Raw genomic sequence first — 19527 nt, forward strand, 5'->3', positions numbered from 1 at the left:
CTGGTTTCTAGCAGGATATCGATTAAAAACAAATGGAACGAGGTTAATTCAGGATGCAAGTTTATTAAATTATAAATTAAATAAGTGGAAAATGTACGTTAATATTAATAACTGATACATTATCAGCTGCGTACGAAAAGAATAATAAATAATTTATTATTAAAGCTAATAGATATTTATTTTTTTAACATCTGTATTGGATAAATTTTCTTTTATTTGTAAACAAGTATAAGTACGTGCATTAGGCTAAGAGGAATAGAGGGGTGATTAAGACACAAGGCAAGGGGTCCGGTTCGGACCAGACAAAAATCCATACTAGAAAAACCAAATTATTGTGAAGAAATTCTATCAGATAAGGGGATGGTGTGTCCGCTGTCTCTGCTATTTATCCTTTATATCTCTCAGCTTGCAGGCCAACGCCCAGCAAGTTCCAAAAACTATCCCCGCCGGGGCTCCGGTACATAATCTCGCAGGTTATTACGAATCCCTGCCGGCTGACTACGCCACTACTACCAAAAAATATCCCGTTATAATATTTGCGCATGGTGTGGGTGAACTGGCTGGTGCTAACATGACCACTCCCTTATCAGCAGTATTGCAGAATGGTCCTCCCAAGTTGATCAACCAGGGTAAATTCCCTGCTTCCTTTACCAGTAACGGACAATCTTTTTCCTTTATCGTCATCTCTCCGCAGTTTAAAACATGGCCTGGTGGCAATGATGTACATGAATTACTGGCTTATCTGAAAACAATCTACCGTATTGATGAGAGCAGGGTGTACATGACTGGACTGAGTATGGGTGGCGGTGTTGCATGGGGTGTTATTTCTGAGAATACAGAGAAAGCGAAGATGTTTGCTGCTGCTGTAGTAGTGTGTGGTGCCTGGAATCCTAATGATGCACCCAGAACGCCGAGTTTACAGGCTAATATCGCCAGCATTAACATGCCGGTATTTGCTTTCCATAATGACAAGGACCCAACAGTACCTGTACAATATTCGCATGATTGGGTGAATGGGATCAATGCTGCCGGTGGTAATCCAAAAGCATTGATAACGATATTCAGCAGTGGTTCTCATGATGCCTGGAGTAAAACATACGATCCTAATTATAAAGATCCTCAAACAGGATTGAACGTATATGAGTGGATGTTGCAGTATACGAGGGGAACGGTGGTACAGCCACCGCCGCCGCCTCCACCACCACCTCCGGGCAATAAACGCATCACTGTTAATCCTTCTTCCACCAACATTATTTATTACGATAACGCCATGACCCAGTTAGGGGTAACGGCAGGAGATACTTTGTGTATCCCTCCGGGTGATTATGAGTATATCCATTTTGGAAGACTGCTGGGCACTGAAGCGAAACCTATTATCATCACTAACTGCGGAGGACTTGTAAGAGCAGGTGTGAACAGCTCTGCCACTGCTGCAAGTTTTGTATTAAGTACGTGTAAATATTTTAAAGTAGAAGGTAACGGCGCTGCCGGTATTGAATATGGTTTTGATGTGAATGGTACCAACAAGAACGGCATGAAAATGTTCGGCATGTTCTTCGGTAATGGTACTTCTGATTTTGATGTGCACCATGCTTACATTCATGATGCAGGTATGTTCCTGCAGGCTAAAACCCTGCAAACCTGCGCCCATCCTGAATGGCTGGATGGCAGCTTCACCATGAAGAATGTAAAGATCCACGATCTGATGTGCCGCAACTCTGCATGGGAAGGTTTTTATATCGGTAACACACATTATCTCTATACAGAAGGTAGTTGTGTGGATATGAAATCACATCTCATCGAGAATCTTTCTGTTTATAATAACAACCTGGAAAATATGGGCAGTGATGGTATCCAGATATCCACTGCTTATAATGGTGACAACAGGGTTTATAACAATCGCGTTGTTAATTATGCCATGGCCCGCAACTCTGCACACGGCTATGGCATTTTGTCGGGCGGAGGCAGCAGCCTCCGTATCTATAGCAATTTTGTGAGTAAGGGATATAATTCCGGTATTGAAATTTTTGGTTCCGGGATTAACTATGTGTACAACAACGTAGTAACGGATATTCATTATGAAGGGATCAATGTGGCGGATAAACCTCTGTTTGATCCGGCCACTGCTTACATCTATAATAACACGATCTATAATACCGGTGTGAATGGTATTAAGGTCTATGGTTATGAAACTAAACTGGGTCATAAGATCTATAATAACGTAGTAGTAGCTCCCGGCACACAATGGGATGATCCTATGACGGGTTATTATGTGAAAGGCGCGCAGCCTATCCTCTATGATTTCAAGAACAACGTGAATTTCAAAACGCTGGAGGAAGGTAAGTTCGTGAACCCGCTGGCGGGAGATTTCAGGTTGCAGACAGGTTCCGGTGCTATAGACGTTGGCAGGAACATGGCTGATCTTGCTTTAACCAATGACTTTGATGGCAAAGCCCGGCCCGTGAATAATTCTTTTGATGCCGGTGCATTCGAATTCAACGGCAGTGCTGCTCCTTTACCTGTTGCCAATGCCGGCGCAGATAAGATGCTGGTACCTGCTGATAATTATACGACCACATTAGATGGCAGCGCTTCCTCCGGTACGATTGCCACTTATGCATGGAAGAAAGTGAGCGGCCCTGCAGCTACGATTGCTACAGCTAACGGTGCAAGTACGCAACTGACCGGTTTGAAAGTAGGCTCTTATGTATTTGAACTGAAAGTAACAGATAATGCCGGTCTTTCTTCAACAGACCTGGTAACAGTGAATGTACTGGCTGCAGCCAACAAACCGCCTGTATCTGATGCAGGTACGAATGTTACGCTGGTACTGCCTTCCAATAGCACACAATTAACGGGTAGTTTTTCCCTTGATCCGGATGGGGTGATCGTAAGTTATCTATGGAAGCAGGTAGCTGGCCCGGTATCCGGAACAATTGATGACATCACCGCCAGCAATGCCATTGTATCAGGCCTTGCGGATGGTGTATATGTATATGAGCTCACGGTTACAGACAACGGTGGCCTCACCAATGCCAAACAGGTGACGGTTACAGTGCAGGGCGCGAGCGCCAATAAACCGCCCGTTGCCAGTGCAGGTGCAGACGTATCTATTACGCTGCCCGTTACTACTGCACAACTGGATGGTTCTGCTTCTGCTGATCCCGATGGAACAATTACCAATTATACCTGGACGAAGATCAGCGGCCCTGCTGCCGGTGTTATCACTACAGGTACAGCTAATAAGACAACTGTTACCGGCTTAACCATAGCCGGTGAATATGTATATGAACTAAGCGTGAAAGATAATGGCGGTACCAGTGCTACAGACCAGGTGAAGGTGACGGTATTGGCCGCGGCCAACAAACTGCCGGTTGCCAATGCAGGTACGAATGTGACCATCACACTGCCTGTGAACACTGCACAGCTGGATGGTTCTGCTTCTGCTGACCCGGATGGTACGATCAGTACTTATGCCTGGACGAAGCTGAGCGGCCCTGCTGCCGGTGCTATCACCACAGCCGCTGCCAATAAAACGGCGGTAACTGGTTTAACGCTTGAAGGTGATTATGTGTACGAATTAAAGGTGACGGATAATGGTGGTGCTACTGCTACTTCCCAGGTGAAGATCACGGTAGCAGCAGCTGCGGCTAATAAGCCACCGGTTGCCAATGCCGGAGCAGATGTAACTGTTACACTCCCTGCCAGCACCGCACAGCTGGACGGATCTGCTTCTGTTGATCCGGATGGCACTATTACCAATTACACCTGGACTAAAATAAGTGGTCCTGCCGGTGGTGCTATCACTACGGCCAATGCTAATAAAACAACGATCACAGGTTTAACCCTTGCGGGTGAATATGTATACGAATTAGGGGTGAAGGATAACAGTGGTACTACTGTTACAGACCAGGTAAAAGTGGTGGTAATAGTAGGAGGGGCTAATCAGCCACCTGTAGCCAGAGCAGGGATCAATACCAGCATCACCCTGCCGGTGAGCAGTGTTGAACTGGATGGTTCTACTTCATCTGATCCTGATGGCACTATTGCTACTTATTCCTGGAAAAAACTGGGTGGCCCTGCCAGCGGCACTATTACTACTGTCACTGCCAGCAAAACAACGGTAACAGGGTATACGCTGGATGGTGTGTATGTGTATGAACTGACTGTGACTGATAACCTGGGGCTGAGTACTTCCAGCAATGTTACGATCACGGTGAATGCGGCTACCAACAAAAAACCGGTTTCCAACGCAGGTGCTGATATTACGATCACCCAGCCTGTAAGTAATGTACAATTAGATGGATCTGCATCTTCTGACCCGGATGGCACGATCAGCAAGTATACCTGGACGAAAATAAGCGGCCCGGCAGCAGGTGCTATCGCTAACGCAGCCTCCAGCAAAACGGCTGTGACCGGTTTAACACTTGCAGGGGATTATTTGTACCAGTTAGAAGTGATAGATAACTCAGGTGCGAGAGAAACAGACTATGTGAAGGTGACGGTATTGCCTGGTGTAAATCAGCTGCCGATCGTGTATGCAGGCCCGGATGTGAGCATTACACTGCCGGTTAACAGCGCGCAGGTGGATGGCTCTCTTTCTTACGATCCGGATGGTACTATTGCCACCTGGGCCTGGAGGAAACTGAGTGGACCGAACGCAGGTGTTATCACTACGGCGGCTGCCAGCAAAACAACGATCACAGGTTTAACCCTTGCGGGTGAATATGTATACGAATTAAGTGTGAAGGACGACAGAGGTGCTACCGTTACAGACCTGGTAACAGTGGTTGTAGTAGCAGGCGGTGCAAACAAGCCCCCTGTGGCCAGAGCAGGCGTGAATGCCAGCATCACATTGCCGGTGAACAGCGTACAACTGGATGGCAGTACTTCTTCTGATCCGGATGGCACCATTGCTGCTTATTCCTGGAAAAAACTGGGTGGGCCTGCCAGCGGTAACATCACGGTTACCAATGCCAGCAAAACAACGGTAACAGGGTATACACTGGAAGGGGTATATGTGTATGAACTCACGGTAACAGATAACCAGGGATTAAGTGCATCCAGCAATATTACGATCACTGTGAATGCGGCTATACAGAATAAACCACCGGTGGCACAAACCAGCGGAGATGTGAACATTACTGCTCCGGCTAATTCCGCCACTGTAGATGGTAGTTCTTCTGTAGACCTTGACGGTACTATTGTATCTTATGCATGGAAACAATTAAGTGGTCCTGTTACAGCAACCATTGCGTCTCCTGCGGCTGCGAAAACGAATATCACGAACCTCACGGCTGTTGGTCAATATGTGTATGAACTCACTGTAAAAGATAATAACAACGCTACCAGTTCCGTACAGGTAAAAGTAGTGGTGAACTCTGCGGCTAATAAACTGCCTACTGCCAGGGTGAATGGTAGTCTCACCATCATTCTGCCGGTAACAGGTACTTCTCTTGACGGTAGTTCTTCTACTGATGAAGATGGTATGATCACCAGTTACAGCTGGAAGAAGATAAGCGGCCCTGCAGGTGCTGTAGGTTCGCCGAACGCCATGAGTACGGCTATTACGGACCTTACTGTAGAAGGGCAATATGTGTTTGAACTAACGGTAACGGATAATTCAAATGCTACGGCTACTGCAAGAGTAACGATCACCGTATTGCCGGTACAATCTGCTGAAAACAAACCGCCGGTAGCTGTTACGCAGGGAGACCTGGAGATAGCACTGCCAACGAATATGATCACTGCTAACGGTGCAGGGTCTTATGACACTGATGGAACGATCAGCACTTACGAATGGATCCAGCTTTCCGGACCTAATAACAGCCTTGTGTGGGATGCGCAAAAATCACAGACGAATATTACCGGCCTGATCGCGGGAGAATACCTCTTCCAGCTGGCGGTAACGGATAATAAAGGCAGCAAATCACTTTCCTCTTTCAAAGTGGTGGTTGTGGATGACAACACCGCGGCTAAGGATGATTCCAGCAGCCTGACGCCTAATCCGGCCAGTAGTTTTGCAAGGCTGACGCTTTACAGGAAAGGAACACATAAGGTGACGATAGAGATCTATGATATGAGTGGCAAACTGAAGAAACAAATGACCACTAACTTCATAGACAGGTTACAGGAAGATATTCCGGTGAACGAATTACCAAGTGGTCAATACATCCTGAATGTGGTGGGAACGACAGAGTTTAAACGATGGTCGAAACAGTTTATAAAGATCGGACACTAGCTAAGAAATAAATAAGCGGGACCTAATGGGTCCCGCTTATTGCTTTATAAATACCTTCTACTGAATTCTCCCAGGTGTGTGATCGTGCAAATGCGATCCTCGCCGCTGTTAGCCTGGGATCATTTTCCTGCAGGGCCTTTTCTATCAAGGGCACATATTCTTCTACGGACTTTGCCAGGTGCACATAACCTTCAAACAGTTCCATTGTTTTGGTAGCGGTGGCTACAGAAGGTTTACCCATGGCCAGGTACTCATCTATCTTTAAAGGATAATTACCGATGGTGATGGGGTTCACTAACTGCGGGTTGAGGCATACATCAAAATGCTGCAGGAAAGCGGGCAATGCAGCCATATCTTTCCGCCCCAGGAAATGAACATTGGGTTGCTGGTGCAAAGCGGATTGCTGGAACACTTCGTCTTCCGGGCCTACCAGTATCACGTTCCAATCCGGCCGCTGCTGACTGATATACATGAGGATGGCTGGATCTATGCGCATGGCTGTTAAAGCCCCTACATACCCGATCACCGGGCCTTTGAGTCCTTCGAGTTCAGCGGGTTTTTCCAAGGCTATTGCGGGATCGAATAAACGGAGGTCACAGCCCTGGCCTACATAGTGGCTGTTCTTATTATACTGTTTCAGCATATCCGTGAGGTAGAGGGAATTGGCTACGGCCACGTCTGCTTTGGCAATGTGTTTCGGTTCCAGGGTGGCACCATGTTTTTTCCAGAAATCCATGGCCACCAGGTTATCCCGGCTATAGTAAATGTATTGGGCGGGTTTTAAGAATTCTTTCAGGTAATAACCGCGGTAGATATCATTGTCGTTGAAAAGGAGGATGTCCTTAAAGCCCAGTTGATCCACGGCTTCCTGTATATCTTTGGCAAATCTTTTATTATTGATCCGGTTGCCCAGCATGAAGGCGCCGGTGAAAGGCAGCCAGCTGATGGATTCCAATATCCGTTTGGGGTAGAGGTTCCAGAAATTCTCCTGTACTTTCAGCAGGTTTTCTCCTTTTCCTTTTGAGATCTGTATATGTTCTGCAATGTCCGGGTCTTTGCTGCTCAGCAATACCGTACGGCGGTCTAATGCTGAATTTACGTATAACACCCTATTGTGACGGGAAAACTCCAGCGCAATGTTCTTGCAGTTACTGCCTATTTTGGTATACCAGGGTTGTAAACCTACAATTACAATGTCTCTGTTCTGAATAATCATAAAGTTGGAAGGATGGGGAAAATTAAGGCACAAATGTAAGCAAATATAATTTTCTTAACTTTCCAATATTATGGCAGAAGAAACGATTGAAGTCCGCCCACTGACGGCGGAGGATTACATGGACCTGAAAGAGTCCATGGTGTCCGCATATGCAGATATGCAGGGCAGTTACTGGCGCGAGGGCACTATTCAGCGGCTGATCACACTGTTCCCGGAAGGGCAGATAGCCGTTGCCGTAAACGGGAAAGTGGTAGGCTGTGCATTATCTATCATTGTGGATTATGAGAAGTATGGGGATGATCACACGTATGAGCAAATTACGGGTCATTATACATTCAGCACGCATAATCCCAAAGGGGATACATTATATGGCATTGAGGTTTTTGTGAATCCTGATTACCGGGGCAAACGTCTTGCACGCAGGTTGTACGATGCCCGTAAAGTGTTGTGCGAGCATTTAAACCTGGAAGGTATTGTAGCGGGCGGCCGCATTCCCAATTATGAGAAGTATGCAGAGCAGCTGACGCCCAGGGATTATATTGAGAAAGTGCGGGACAAAGAGATCTATGATCCTACACTTACTTTCCAGTTCTCCAATGATTTCATCGTAAAGAAGATCCTTCGTAATTACCTCCCTATGGATGAGGCCTCCAAAGGCTTTGCTACTTTGCTGCAATGGTTCAATATCTATTATGAGAAAGACCAGGATACCATCCGTTATAATAAATCCACGGTACGCATTGGCCTGGTGCAATGGCAGATGCGCGACTATAATGGTATGGATGGATTGCTGCAGCAGGTGGAGTTTTTTGTAGATGCGGTGAGTGATTACCAGGCGGATTTTGTGGTATTCCCTGAATTCTTCAATGCGCCACTGATGCTGGAGTTCAACCAGCTGGGCCCGGCAGCGGCCATCCGCGGGCTGGCTAAATATACAGAAGGATTGCGGGAACAATTTTCAAAATGGGCCGTATCCTATAACGTGAATATCATTACAGGCACCATGCCTATTGTGATAGACGAGCAGTTGTATAATATCGCTTATCTCTGCCGCAGGGATGGTACCTGGGACCACTATATCAAAATACATCCAACGCCCAGTGAGATCAGTGCATGGGGAATGAAAGGCGGGAATGATATTCATGTGTTTGATACGGATTGCGGTAAGGTAGGCATCCTGATCTGTTATGATGTGGAGTTCCCTGAACTGGGCCGCATCCTGGCGAAAGAAGGGATGCAGATCCTGTTTGTTCCTTTCCTCACGGATACGCAGAATGGTTATAACCGGGTGCGGTTCTGTGCGCAGGCCAGGGCTATCGAAAATGAATGTTACGTGGCGCTTGCCGGTTGTGTAGGGAACCTGCCGAGGGTTACCAATATGGACCTGCAATATGCGCAGTCTGCGGTGCTTACACCTTCTGATTTTGCATTTCCGGTAACAGGGGTGAAAGCAGATGCCACACCTAACACAGAAATGATCGTAGTGGCGGATGTGGACCTGGTGTTATTAAAAGAGCTGCATGCTTTCGGAAGCGTACAAACGCTGAAGGATATGCGGCATGATCTCTATGAAGTAGTATTAAAGAAAAAAGAAGACAATGCATGATCATATTATCAACCTGGCGTTGCAGATCCTGCCGCAGGTAGCAGCGGATAAAGTATACGCTGTTGTAGACGAAGCGATTGCCGTGATCCATAACTCCGGCGTGAAATACAGGGTGTGTCCGTTTGAGACCGTGATGGAAGGCACCTACGATCAGTTGATGGAAGTAGTGAAGCAGGCACAGGAGGTGTGTTTTAAGGCCGGTGCGGGGCAGATACTGGTGTTTATTAAGATACAGAACAATAGTGGGGGAGATGTGAGTATTGAGGATAAGACGGGGAAATATGATTAGATAAAAAAGGGGGATGTTTCGATTAGAACATCCCCCTTTTTTTTTAAGATTTTATTCCTCCAAACACGAGGTAAGCCATACCCAGCGTAACGAGTATATTGAACACCTGCGCAATGATGAATGCCATAGCAGGCCGCCCGTTCTCCATTTTGAAGATATCTGTGAACTTTGTTTCCAGGCCTATGCAGGCAAATGCCAGTGCAAAGAAACAGGTTTGCAGGTCTTTGATGTTTCCTTTCACTTCTTTCACTAACGTGCCCGGTAATCCGAAAGAGAAGAGGAGAGACACGAGTATAAAGCCCAGCACAAATTTCGGGAAGCGGTCCCAGATGGTACGTAAGGTAGGCTTCGGCTGGTTGAGTTCTTTTTTGGAATAGGACCACCATACAGAAATAAAGAAAGCTGCCAGCCCGAGTAATACGTTCTGTGAGAACTTCACCAGTGTGGCATATTTCAATGCTTCTTCTCCCAGCATGGTACCTGCTGCTACCACCGCACCGGAGGTGTCAATGGTGCCACCCAGCCATGCACCTGCTACGGCAGGGGACATGCCCATCCAGATAGCTACATAGGGCATGAAGATCATCATGGGAATAGCCACGATCAATACGAGTGAGATCACGTGGGAGAGTTTCTTGTTATCTCCTTCAATGGCACCGGAAGTAGCAATAGCTGCAGATACGCCGCAGATAGATACGGCGCTGGAGATCATCATCCTGAATTCATCATCCAGTTTGAATTGTTTGCATAACCAGAAGGTGAAATACCAAACGGTGAATACCACCACTACGGATTGCAGTACGCCTAATCCGCCGCCTTTAATTAACTCCTGGAAGATGATGCCGGAACCCAGTAATACCAATCCTGTTTTGATGAACAGTTCTGTTTGTAATACAGGTCTTAACCACTCCGGCACACCAAGCACATTGCTGATGAACAGGCCCAGCAGCAGACTGAACAACACGATCTCAATGCCCAGGTCTTTCACGGCCACATTGCCGGTGAATACCTGTGCGAACATAGAGATGGCCATGATAGCTACGAGACCAATGATCAACCGGATACTGATGCGTTTGCCACTCAGCAGGAATGCGATGAGAAGGCTGCCTAATACCCATAGGAACAGGCCACCTGTTTTTAGAAGGTTACTGGTGTCTGAAAGTTTTGCCAGGAGTGAGTTACCGTCATTCCATTCAAATTTTGGCATAGCGGGATGGAGCCCGGCGCAGATCAGTGCAATGCTGGCGAATGCCAGTATCACGGCAATCCAGTCCTCATGTAATGTTTTCTTTTGGTTCATTCTTTAGTAATATGATGGTGATACCTGGTGGTCTGTTTAATGAAAGAAGATATACCCGATAATGATGGCGGCGATAACGCCAACCACATCAGCGATCAATCCGCAGGCGAGGGCATGCCTTGTTTTTTTGATGTTCACGGATCCGAAGTACAATGCAAGGATGTAGAAGGTGGTTTCTGTAGAGCCTTGCATGATGCAGCTTAGCCGGCCAACAAATGTATCTACACCATAGGTTTCCATGGTGCTGATCATAAGGGCGCGTGCGCCGCCGCCGCTGAAGGTTTTCATGATCCCTACCGGTAATGCGGGTACGAAATCCGTATTGAATCCCATCCATGCTACTACAATGCCAATGCCATCTGTTATAAAGTTGAGGCAGCCGGTTACACGGAAGATAGCAATACCTACGAGGATACCCACGAGATAGGGGATGATCATTACGGCGGTGGTAAAACCTTCCTTTGCGCCTTCTATAAAGGCATCGTATACATTGATCTTTTTAATGAACCCCAGCACAAGGAAGGAAATGATCACAGAAAAGATCAGTATGCCACCGATCATGGCTGTATTGGTGGCTATCTGCTCCGATGGCATATTGCGCATCCACAGATATAACAGGTACATGAGGCCTATAAACCCACCTATAAAAACAAATACCGGTAAACGGAACAGGTTGATGCGCTGATACATGGCTACCGCTAACATGCCCGATAAAAAAGAGATGAAGGTACCTATCATGGTGGGAATGAAGATATCTGCAGGATTAGCGGCGCCCATCGTTAACCGCACTGCCATCACAGAAGTGGGGATGATGGTAAGCCCGGCTGTATTCAGTACCAGGAACATGATCTGTGCATTGCTGGCGGTATCTTTATCCGGATTAACATCCTGCAATTGTTTCATGGCTTTGAGTCCCATAGGGGTAGCTGCATTATCCAGCCCCAGCATATTGGCGGAAAAATTCATGACCACAGAACCCATGGCGGGGTCTTTTGGCGGGATCTGCGGGAACAGTTTAGAGAAGAGCGGGCTTACGAAGCGGGCAAACTTTTCAATCATACCTGCCTTTTCACCGATCTTCATAATGCCTAACCAGAAGGTCATTACACCGGTTAAACCGATGGCTATTTCAGCGCCTGTTTTACCACTTTTAAACAGTTCCTCCGTCATCTGCCCAAAGATCTGGGTATCCCCTAAAACGACTAATTTGAATAATGCTACGATAAAAGCAATCACAAAGAAGCCGATCCATACATAGTTTAAAGCCATAATATCTGGTTTGTTTAGAACCGGTTTAGCATCATTTTCAATCAGTTACGAATTAACACAAAGCTAACCGGGAGCCAAAATAGTAAATTTTAACACGCTATTACTCGTTGAGATGCACTATCTTTGCGCAAATTTTTTTAAGAAATGGCTTTGCAAGCAGGAATTGTAGGATTACCGAACGTAGGAAAGTCCACTTTATTTAACGCTGTATCCAACAGCGCGAAGGCGCAAGCCAGCAACTATCGTTTTTGTACTATCGAGCCGAACGTAGGCCTGGTGGATGTTCCGGATCATCGGATCTCAAAACTGGAAGAGCTGGTGAAGCCTAACCGTACCGTTCCCACAACGATGGAGTTTGTAGATATTGCCGGCCTCGTAAAAGGCGCCAGCAAAGGGGAAGGTTTAGGAAATAAATTCCTGGCCAACATCCGCGAAGTAGATGCGATCGTACACGTGATCCGCTGTTTTGAAGATGAGAACATCCTCCGGGAAGAAGGACCGATCAATCCTGTGGGCGATAAAGACATCATTGATACGGAACTGCAGCTGAAAGACCTGGAAAGTGTGGAGAAGAAAGTAGCACGTACTGAAAAGATGGCCCGCACCGGTGGCGATCCTAAAGCGAAAGTAGAATTTGAAATACTGAAACGTTGCCAGGAGCACCTCGAGAAAGGAAGGAACATCCGCGAACTGGGCTTGTCCAAAGAAGAAAAGGTAGCTATTGCAGACCTGTTCTTACTCACGGAAAAGCCGGTGTTATATGTAGCCAATGTGGATGAAGCATCACTGCATACGGGCAACAAATTCTCTAAAGCACTGGAAGAAGCAGTGAAAGCGGAGAATGCACAGGTGATCATCATGAACAACTCTATTGAAGCACAGATCACCGAACTGGAAGATCCTGCAGATAAAGAATTGTTCTTTGCTGAATACGGTCTTACAGAACCGGGCCTGAACCGCCTGATCCGTTCTGCTTACAAATTGCTGGACCTGATCACTTACTTTACTGCCGGTGTGCAGGAAGTACGTGCATGGACCATTCATACAGGCTGGAAAGCACCGCAGGCTGCGAGTGTGATCCACACTGATTTTGAGAAAGGATTCATTAAAGCAGAAGTGATCTCTTATGATGACTATGTGAAGTTTGGCTCTGAAGCTGCTGCCCGCGATAATGGCCGTTTACGCATTGAAGGAAAAGAATACGTGGTGAGCGACGGAGATGTGATGCATTTCCGCTTCAACGTATAGACAAAGATACCCATGAGCAATCATGAGGGTTACAACAAATCAGAAGGCCTCCCGGAAATCCGGGGGGCCTTCGCTATTATGGCATTAAGCAAGTGTAAGCTAGAGATTATAACCAATGGACGCATAATATTGTGCGCCAACGGATGGGTTGCCCCATGACTGAATGTAAACGTTCTGCGTAAGGTTGGCAGCACCTATTTTCACGGTCACCTTAGGTTTGGGGAACAGTTTGCTCACCTGTGCATCCAGTGTACCGTAGGAAGGAATTTCTGCCATGTTCATTGCATTTACAGCAGGGCCTACGAAGGAAGAAGACCAGATGAAGCTATCCTGCCATCTCCAGGTAACGTTGAAGCTGAAGAAAGATCTGGCGATGTTCCGGTTGCCGACATAGATATTATACCGCACTTTAGGTGTATTATACATGGCCTTGAAACTGCCCAGGTCTTTTTCATTGCTGAGTTCGTTATAAGATACGTTAGCACCCACCACGAATTGTTGCGGGAGATTGTAATCCAATCCCAGCGCCCATCCCCATGACTTGATGTCTTTTTCATAATTCACGGGGATAGAATAGATATTCCGTGTGGTAGCACTGGTGGGCTGCACCAGGATCTGTGTACCGTTGAAGTTCTTGAAAGTATTGGTGTATATGTAAGCATCTATCACCAGTTTATTAGCGATGAGGGCTTTGTATCCCAACTCAAACGCTACTATCTTTTCAGGTTTGAATTCTCTGAAAGTATATTGTTGCGGAGCGCCTGCCTGTACGGATTCCAGTGTATATACCGGGCCTGTATTGAGGCCATATCTTTCGCGCAGGAATGGCAAACCACCTATGAGCCTTGCCTGTGGCGTGAGCAGATCTATGTATTGATCCTGGCAATGCGGGATGCGGAAACCTGTCTGATAAGAAGCGCGGAGATTATGTGTCTGGAGGAAAGTATATACAGCAGAAAGGCGGGGGCTGAACTGACCGGCGAAGTTTTCGTTCTTATCATATCTCAAGGCGCCGGTAACCTTCAGGTGATCCATCAGTAATCTTTTACCTACCTGCACGTATCCACCATATTCCTGGATCTTGAATTCTTCTCCGTTATCATCTTTTGCGAAGATGGTACCGTCTGAATTAAGATCATAAGTCCTGTAATTTCCGCCCACCATCAGTTCCATAAAGGAGATCTGGTTCTTGAAATTGTACATGAACTCTGCCTGGTAGAGATTGGTTTTATCGTTGAATTTAGCACCAACGCCGGTTGCATCGCCGGGGATGGATTTGTCTTTTACTTTTTGTGCAGCGGCATCAAACTCTGGTGTACCGGGTAATAAACGGCCCTGATCTGCTGCAGCTCTTCCTGCAGCGTGGTAGCTGGCTGCACCGCCCTGAGCGGCAGCTGTTGCTGCGGCAAAAGCAGCGGCGGGGCCTTGCCCTATTTGCTGCTGGAATACCGTGCTGAAGGTGGTTAAAGCACCACCGGCATAAGTACCGAAATATTGGGGGAACCAGGTAGTGCTGGGTTTCCAGGCTTCATTGATACCGGCGCCTAAAGTACCGATAGCATAAGAATCTCCGGAACGTTCCTGCGTAGTATAACCACGTACATAGAAGTTATCAGCACGCAGTTCTATTTTGTATTGCCCCATCTTGAAGTTCTTGATGGAGTAACGGTCTGCGCCGGTATATACAGTAGTACCTGTACCATAACTTCCCTGCCCCAGTAACTCCAGGTTGCTGTTGAATTTATAGTGCAGGGCTACATTTACTTTCAGGTTCTTGGTATCATAATCTGCGAGGTTACGTTCAGCGTAACCCGTGCGGGAAACATAAGCGTTGTTGGAATCCGGCATGATGGCATTGAAGATCTGATCACGTGTGATGAGCCCGCCGGTAGCAGCAGAGAGCTGTGCAATACCATTACCGAGCGCATTACCGGTTGTCATAGCAGCAGGGCGTAAGGACCCTTTCATGTTTATATTCGTTTCATCACCGTAAGTGTTCACGCCATTGTAACCGGGGTTGGCAGTGTGACCGGTGTTGCTGAGTTTGCTGCCGTTGAGCAGGCTCTGGTCGCGGATATCATATGCCTGCCAGTCGTCTGCTTTCACATAACCCAGGTTGATCTTAAAGGCAAATTTATCATTGAAGGCTTTGGCATAACGGATGGACACATCGTAGTATCCTGTGCTGCTGTTGGTTCTGCCGGATTCATTGAGCAGGCCGCTTTTGATGTTGGCGCTGAGGCCCTGGTACTGGAAAGGGCTTTTACTGTTCAATAATACAATACCATTCAGGGCATTGGGTCCGTATAGGGCAGAAGCTGCACCGGGCAATACTTCCACATTATCCATATCCAGTTCCGTGATCCCTACAATGTTACCTACAGAGAAGTTGAGACCGGGCGCCTGGTTATCCATTCCATCTATTAACTGCAACATCCGGGTATTACCATTGCTGTTGAAACCGCGGGTGTTAACGGATTTAAAGGTGAGGCTCTGTGTGCTCATTTCCACGCCTTTCATATTGGCCAGCGCATCATAGAAAGAAGGAGCAGGCGTGGCTTTGATGGCCCGGATGTCCAGCTTTTCAATAGATACAGGCGATTGAAGGATACTTTCCGCCACCCTGCTGGCAGACACCACTACCTCTTTCCCCAGGATCTCCGTGGAAGAGAGTTGTATGTTCACATTCACGGAAGCGTCTGTTACAGTGGCTTCTTCCGGTTTGTACCCTACGGAAGAGAACTGCAGGGTAACCGGCAGGGAGTGCCCGGTGGTGAATTTGAAACCGCCGTTGGCATCCGTAATAGCACCGGAAGTGGCTCCTTTTACAGACACAGAAACGCCCGGCAAGCCTTTGCCTGTGGTGGCATCAACTACAGATCCGGAAATAGTGTGGCTGTTTTGGGAGAAGGCTGTCTGGCATAAAAAAATAAACATAACAATGAACCATGCTTGCCTGGGTAGATAGCAATTCATAAAGTGAGAATTTAATGAGGATTTGGCTGACCTTAATTACTGTTTACTATGTGACCTTATTATTTACATATGATGAATGACATTGGGCTAAATCGTCGACATTACTTTATAGAGAGAAGTTAAGGGTTTTTTGGATAAATGAAAAGTTTTCTATTAATAGATTGATTAACAGATGGTTATTTTTGTGCCAGGAATGCGGCGAGGATGAGTTATTTCTGTGCCAGGAAGGCAGCGAGGATAAGCCCTATTTTTTCAAACTCGATCAGGAAGCCATCGTGACCGTAGGGGGAGTCTATCTCATGGTAAACGGTGTTATGCATATGTTTGGCCAGCAGCAGCTGTTCTTCCGGGGGGCAAAGGATATCGCTGGCGATGCCTATGAGCAGGGTTTGCTGTTCTATCTGGCTGAGGGAGGTTTCAATATCCTGGTGGCGGCCACGGGCAATATTGTGGCTGTCCATGGCTTTGGTGAGCAGCCAGTAGCTTTGGGCATTGAAACGTTTCACCAGTTTATCTCCCTGGTAATTGATATAGGAGGATGCTTTGAAGTTGTCTGTTTTCTCTTTATCCGGGTCTGTTTGGGCACGCATAAAGGTTTTGTAGTTGCGGTAGGTGAGCATACCTATGGCCCTGGCGGCTTTGAGGCCACGTGCGCCGGCTTCCCGGGTGGGCTGTTGCCAGGTGTCGTCAGCTTCAATGGCCAGCCTTTGTGCAGTATGCACAGCAATACCCCAGGCGCTTTCTGCGGCGCCGGTGCATAATAAGAACAGTTTGCCGATCCTTTCGTTCTCCATCATGGCCCATTCCAGTACCTGGTAGCCGCCCATGGAACCACCCACCAGCAGGTGAATGCTGGCAATATTGAGGTGCTGGCGCAGGAGGATGTGTGCCTGTACCATATCGCGGATGGTAACGGTAGGGAAGTTGCGGTAGTAAGGTTCACCGGTGGTTTGGCTGACCGTCAGCGGGCCTGAGGTACCATAACAGGAGCCCAGGATATTGGCGCAAACGATGAAGTGTTTTTGCGGATCTATCACACAGCCTTCGCCTATCAGGCCCTTCCACCAGTCTGCCACATCAGAATTTGCGGTGAGGGCATGACATACCCATACCACATTATCGCCCTGTTGATTGAGCGTTCCATACGTGTGGTAGGCGATCTGCAGGGAGGGAAGTACCTCGCCGGATTCCAGGTGAAAAGGTTGGTGACTATGAAAGATTTGCAATGACAACTACATTCGAAATTTGCGCAAACCTACAAATTCAATTACGAATTGTCAATTCGTAATTATGAATGCTGTTCGTCATACCGAAATTTTTAATGTATATCCGTTATCTTTGTGGTCGATTAGAAAAATATCAGCACAACATGAAGATCGCTTTAAAACGTATTGACGACGGGTTTAACATGGAAGCGGTGGACGAACAGGGCCACACGGTATTGATGGACTCCTCCATTGAAAATGGCGGTAAGAACAACGGCGTACGCCCCATGCAAATGTTATTGATGGGCCTGGGAGGCTGTTCCGCTATTGATGTGGTGATGATCCTGAAAAAGCAGCGCCAGGAGATCACAGACTTCCGTATTGAGGTCGAAGCCGATCGCGAGAAAGGAAAGGAACCCTCCCTTTGGGAAAAAGCGCATGTCGTGTTCCACCTCAGTGGCAATATTGACGCGGATAAGGCGGCACGTGCCGTGGAACTGTCCATGAACAAATATTGCTCCGTTGCCGAAACACTCCGCCAGGGGCATACACAGCTCACCTGGGAAGTGAAGCTCAACGAAGGCTGATATTATTTTAAAAGAAGAAAGACTAATGAACAAGAAGAAAAACAAACCAACATATCATCCGGAAACACAGGCCATCAGGATACAGTCGCAACGTACGTCCCATAATGAGCACAGCGGGCCGATGTACCTTACTTCCAGCTTCACTTACGATAATGCAGAGCACATGCGCGCAGCTTTTGCTGACGAGAATGATGCTTATATCTATACCCGTTTCTCCAACCCGTCCGTAGAAGAGTTCATTGACAGGATGTGTGCCCTGGAAGGAGCGGAGGCTGGCTTTGCCACCGCTTCCGGCATGAGCGCTGTATTTGGCAGCTTCATGGCTTTCCTGAAAGCAGGGGATCATCTGCTTTCTTCCTCCTCCATCTTTGGTTCTACCCATACGGTGATCACGAAGTTCCTGCCTAAATGGAACATCGAGCATTCCTACTTTGACGTGACCAAACCGGAAACCGTTGAAGCGCTGATCAAACCCAATACAAAGATGATCTTCGTGGAAACACCTTCCAACCCGGGGCTGGACCTGATAGATCTGGAATTGCTGGCGAAGATCGCGAAGAAACATAAAGTGATCCTCAATGTAGACAATTGCTTTGCCACACCGGTATTGCAAAAGCCTATTGCATTGGGTGTTGATATCGTTACCCATTCTGCTACCAAGTGGATAGACGGCCAGGGCCGTGTACTGGGTGGCATAGTAGTAGGCCGCAAAGAACTCGTGGATGAGGTGTATGCGTTTTGCCGGAGCACCGGACCTGCCATGAGCCCCTTCAATGCATGGGTGCTGAGCCGCAGCCTGGAAACCTTACATGTAAGGATGGCCCGCCATGCGGAAAGTGCGCTGGCCTTAGCCACTGCACTGGAAAAGAACCCTCACCTGGAATGGGTGAAATATCCTTTCCTGCCCAGCCATCCTCAATATGCGATTGCAAAGAAACAAATGTCTGCCGGTGGCGGGATCGTTTGTTTTGAGATCAAAGGCGGACTGGCAAGGGGAGGCCGTTTCCTGGACCAGCTGGAATTGCTGAGCCTCACGGCTAACCTGGGAGACAGCCGCAGTATTGCCTCACATCCTGCTTCCACTACCCACGCGAAGCTGAGTGAAGCAGAACGGCAAAAGGTAGGGATCACACCCGGCCTGATCCGTATTTCTGTGGGTTTGGAGCATTTTGATGATATCCTGCAGGATATTGAACAAGCACTTGAAGCAAGTAAATAACCAAAACATATGCGCTTTCTTTTCTGCCTCTTATTAACAGCCTTATTGTCTTATGTGCTGGGAATGTTCCTGGATTGGTGGTGCATTGCCATCGCGGCGTTTGTAGTAGCTATCGCGTTGCCACAAACGCCCGCGAAGGCGTTTGGAAGCGGGTTCCTGGGTGTTTTCCTGTTATGGGGCATCATGGCCCTGGTGATAGATAACGCCAATGGGCATATCCTGGCCGGCAGGATGGCGGACCTTATTCTCAAACAACCCGGCTCACCAGTGATCATGATCATTATAACCGCATTGCTGGGTGGTATTGTGGGCGCTATCAGTGCTTTATCCGGCAGTATGTTCCGGCCGGTGCGCAAAGCCAAAAGTTAAAA

General features: G+C 47.4%; 12 protein-coding genes. 7 read left to right on the forward strand and 5 right to left on the reverse strand.

The genetic code is table 11. The features are described from left to right. Positions 1 to 334: 334 nt before the first annotated feature. Positions 335 to 6241, forward strand: a complete 5907-nt coding sequence (locus GFS24_RS04520; RefSeq protein ID WP_153658371.1) for a PKD domain-containing protein — start codon at positions 335 to 337, stop codon at positions 6239 to 6241. Between the two features lie 22 nt (positions 6242 to 6263). On the opposite strand, the gene GFS24_RS04525 is transcribed toward GFS24_RS04520, so the two are convergent. Further along, on the reverse strand, positions 6264 to 7457 hold the full coding sequence (locus GFS24_RS04525; protein WP_153658372.1) for a glycosyltransferase: 1194 nt from the start codon (positions 7455 to 7457) through the stop codon (positions 6264 to 6266). Between the two features lie 70 nt (positions 7458 to 7527). On the opposite strand from GFS24_RS04525, the gene GFS24_RS04530 reads away from it, so the two are divergent. Together GFS24_RS04530 and GFS24_RS04535 are read left to right on the forward strand one after the other, a co-directional pair. Next, positions 7528 to 9063: a bifunctional GNAT family N-acetyltransferase/carbon-nitrogen hydrolase family protein gene (locus GFS24_RS04530; protein WP_153658373.1), complete on the forward strand. Its 1536-nt coding sequence runs from the start codon at positions 7528 to 7530 to the stop codon at positions 9061 to 9063. Further along, entirely contained in the window at positions 9056 to 9352 is a 297-nt protein-coding gene (locus GFS24_RS04535; protein WP_153658374.1) for a thiamine-binding protein, read from the forward strand. Before GFS24_RS04530 ends, GFS24_RS04535 begins: the two co-directional genes overlap by 8 nt. Before the next feature lie 43 nt (positions 9353 to 9395). On the opposite strand, the gene GFS24_RS04540 is transcribed toward GFS24_RS04535, so the two are convergent. Next, on the reverse strand, positions 9396 to 10652 hold the full coding sequence (locus tag GFS24_RS04540) for a YeiH family protein (RefSeq protein ID WP_153658375.1): 1257 nt from the start codon (positions 10650 to 10652) through the stop codon (positions 9396 to 9398). Between the two features lie 36 nt (positions 10653 to 10688). Next, positions 10689 to 11921: a nucleoside recognition domain-containing protein gene (locus tag GFS24_RS04545; RefSeq protein ID WP_153658376.1), complete on the reverse strand. Its 1233-nt coding sequence runs from the start codon at positions 11919 to 11921 to the stop codon at positions 10689 to 10691. Between the two features lie 144 nt (positions 11922 to 12065). On the opposite strand from GFS24_RS04545, the gene ychF reads away from it, so the two are divergent. Continuing rightward, positions 12066 to 13169: a redox-regulated ATPase YchF gene (gene ychF / locus GFS24_RS04550; protein ID WP_153658377.1), complete on the forward strand. Its 1104-nt coding sequence runs from the start codon at positions 12066 to 12068 to the stop codon at positions 13167 to 13169. 99 nt (positions 13170 to 13268) lie between these two features. On the opposite strand, the gene GFS24_RS04555 is transcribed toward ychF, so the two are convergent. Both GFS24_RS04555 and metX read right to left on the reverse strand, forming a co-directional pair. Then, the gene (locus GFS24_RS04555; protein WP_153658378.1) at positions 13269 to 16145 is read right to left on the reverse strand and encodes a TonB-dependent receptor; all 2877 of its coding nucleotides are present in this window, start codon (positions 16143 to 16145) and stop codon (positions 13269 to 13271) included. A 209-nt stretch (positions 16146 to 16354) separates the two neighbouring features. Beyond that, positions 16355 to 17377, reverse strand: coding sequence for a homoserine O-acetyltransferase (metX, locus tag GFS24_RS04560; RefSeq protein ID WP_253906396.1), 1023 nt, complete (start codon positions 17375 to 17377; stop codon positions 16355 to 16357). 137 nt (positions 17378 to 17514) lie between these two features. On the opposite strand from metX, the gene GFS24_RS04565 reads away from it, so the two are divergent. The 3 genes from GFS24_RS04565 to GFS24_RS04575 are packed head-to-tail and all read left to right on the forward strand — an operon-like array spanning position 17515 to position 19525. Next, on the forward strand, positions 17515 to 17937 hold the full coding sequence (locus GFS24_RS04565; protein ID WP_153658379.1) for an OsmC family protein: 423 nt from the start codon (positions 17515 to 17517) through the stop codon (positions 17935 to 17937). A gap of 25 nt (positions 17938 to 17962) precedes the next feature. Beyond that, the gene (locus GFS24_RS04570; protein WP_153658380.1) at positions 17963 to 19156 is read left to right on the forward strand and encodes a PLP-dependent aspartate aminotransferase family protein; all 1194 of its coding nucleotides are present in this window, start codon (positions 17963 to 17965) and stop codon (positions 19154 to 19156) included. A gap of 9 nt (positions 19157 to 19165) precedes the next feature. Continuing rightward, positions 19166 to 19525, forward strand: coding sequence for a hypothetical protein (locus tag GFS24_RS04575; RefSeq protein WP_153658381.1), 360 nt, complete (start codon positions 19166 to 19168; stop codon positions 19523 to 19525). Positions 19526 to 19527 lie beyond the last annotated feature (2 nt).

The sequence above is a fragment of the Chitinophaga sp. SYP-B3965 genome (genome assembly GCF_009647655.1).
Lineage (GTDB): Bacteria > Bacteroidota > Bacteroidia > Chitinophagales > Chitinophagaceae > Chitinophaga.

What these genes read in the sequence shown, in the direction of transcription:
- GFS24_RS04525 (WP_153658372.1), bottom strand. Translation starts at nt 7,457, where the DNA reads ATGATTATTCAGAACAGAGACATTGTAATTGTAGGTTTACAACCCTGG.
- GFS24_RS04530 (WP_153658373.1), top strand. Translation starts at nt 7,528, where the DNA reads ATGGCAGAAGAAACGATTGAAGTCCGCCCACTGACGGCGGAGGATTAC.
- GFS24_RS04535 (WP_153658374.1), top strand. Translation starts at nt 9,056, where the DNA reads ATGCATGATCATATTATCAACCTGGCGTTGCAGATCCTGCCGCAGGTA.
- GFS24_RS04540 (WP_153658375.1), bottom strand. Translation starts at nt 10,652, where the DNA reads ATGAACCAAAAGAAAACATTACATGAGGACTGGATTGCCGTGATACTG.
- GFS24_RS04545 (WP_153658376.1), bottom strand. Translation starts at nt 11,921, where the DNA reads ATGGCTTTAAACTATGTATGGATCGGCTTCTTTGTGATTGCTTTTATC.
- ychF (WP_153658377.1), top strand. Translation starts at nt 12,066, where the DNA reads ATGGCTTTGCAAGCAGGAATTGTAGGATTACCGAACGTAGGAAAGTCC.
- GFS24_RS04555 (WP_153658378.1), bottom strand. Translation starts at nt 16,145, where the DNA reads ATGAATTGCTATCTACCCAGGCAAGCATGGTTCATTGTTATGTTTATT.
- GFS24_RS04565 (WP_153658379.1), top strand. Translation starts at nt 17,515, where the DNA reads ATGAAGATCGCTTTAAAACGTATTGACGACGGGTTTAACATGGAAGCG.
- GFS24_RS04570 (WP_153658380.1), top strand. Translation starts at nt 17,963, where the DNA reads ATGAACAAGAAGAAAAACAAACCAACATATCATCCGGAAACACAGGCC.
- GFS24_RS04575 (WP_153658381.1), top strand. Translation starts at nt 19,166, where the DNA reads ATGCGCTTTCTTTTCTGCCTCTTATTAACAGCCTTATTGTCTTATGTG.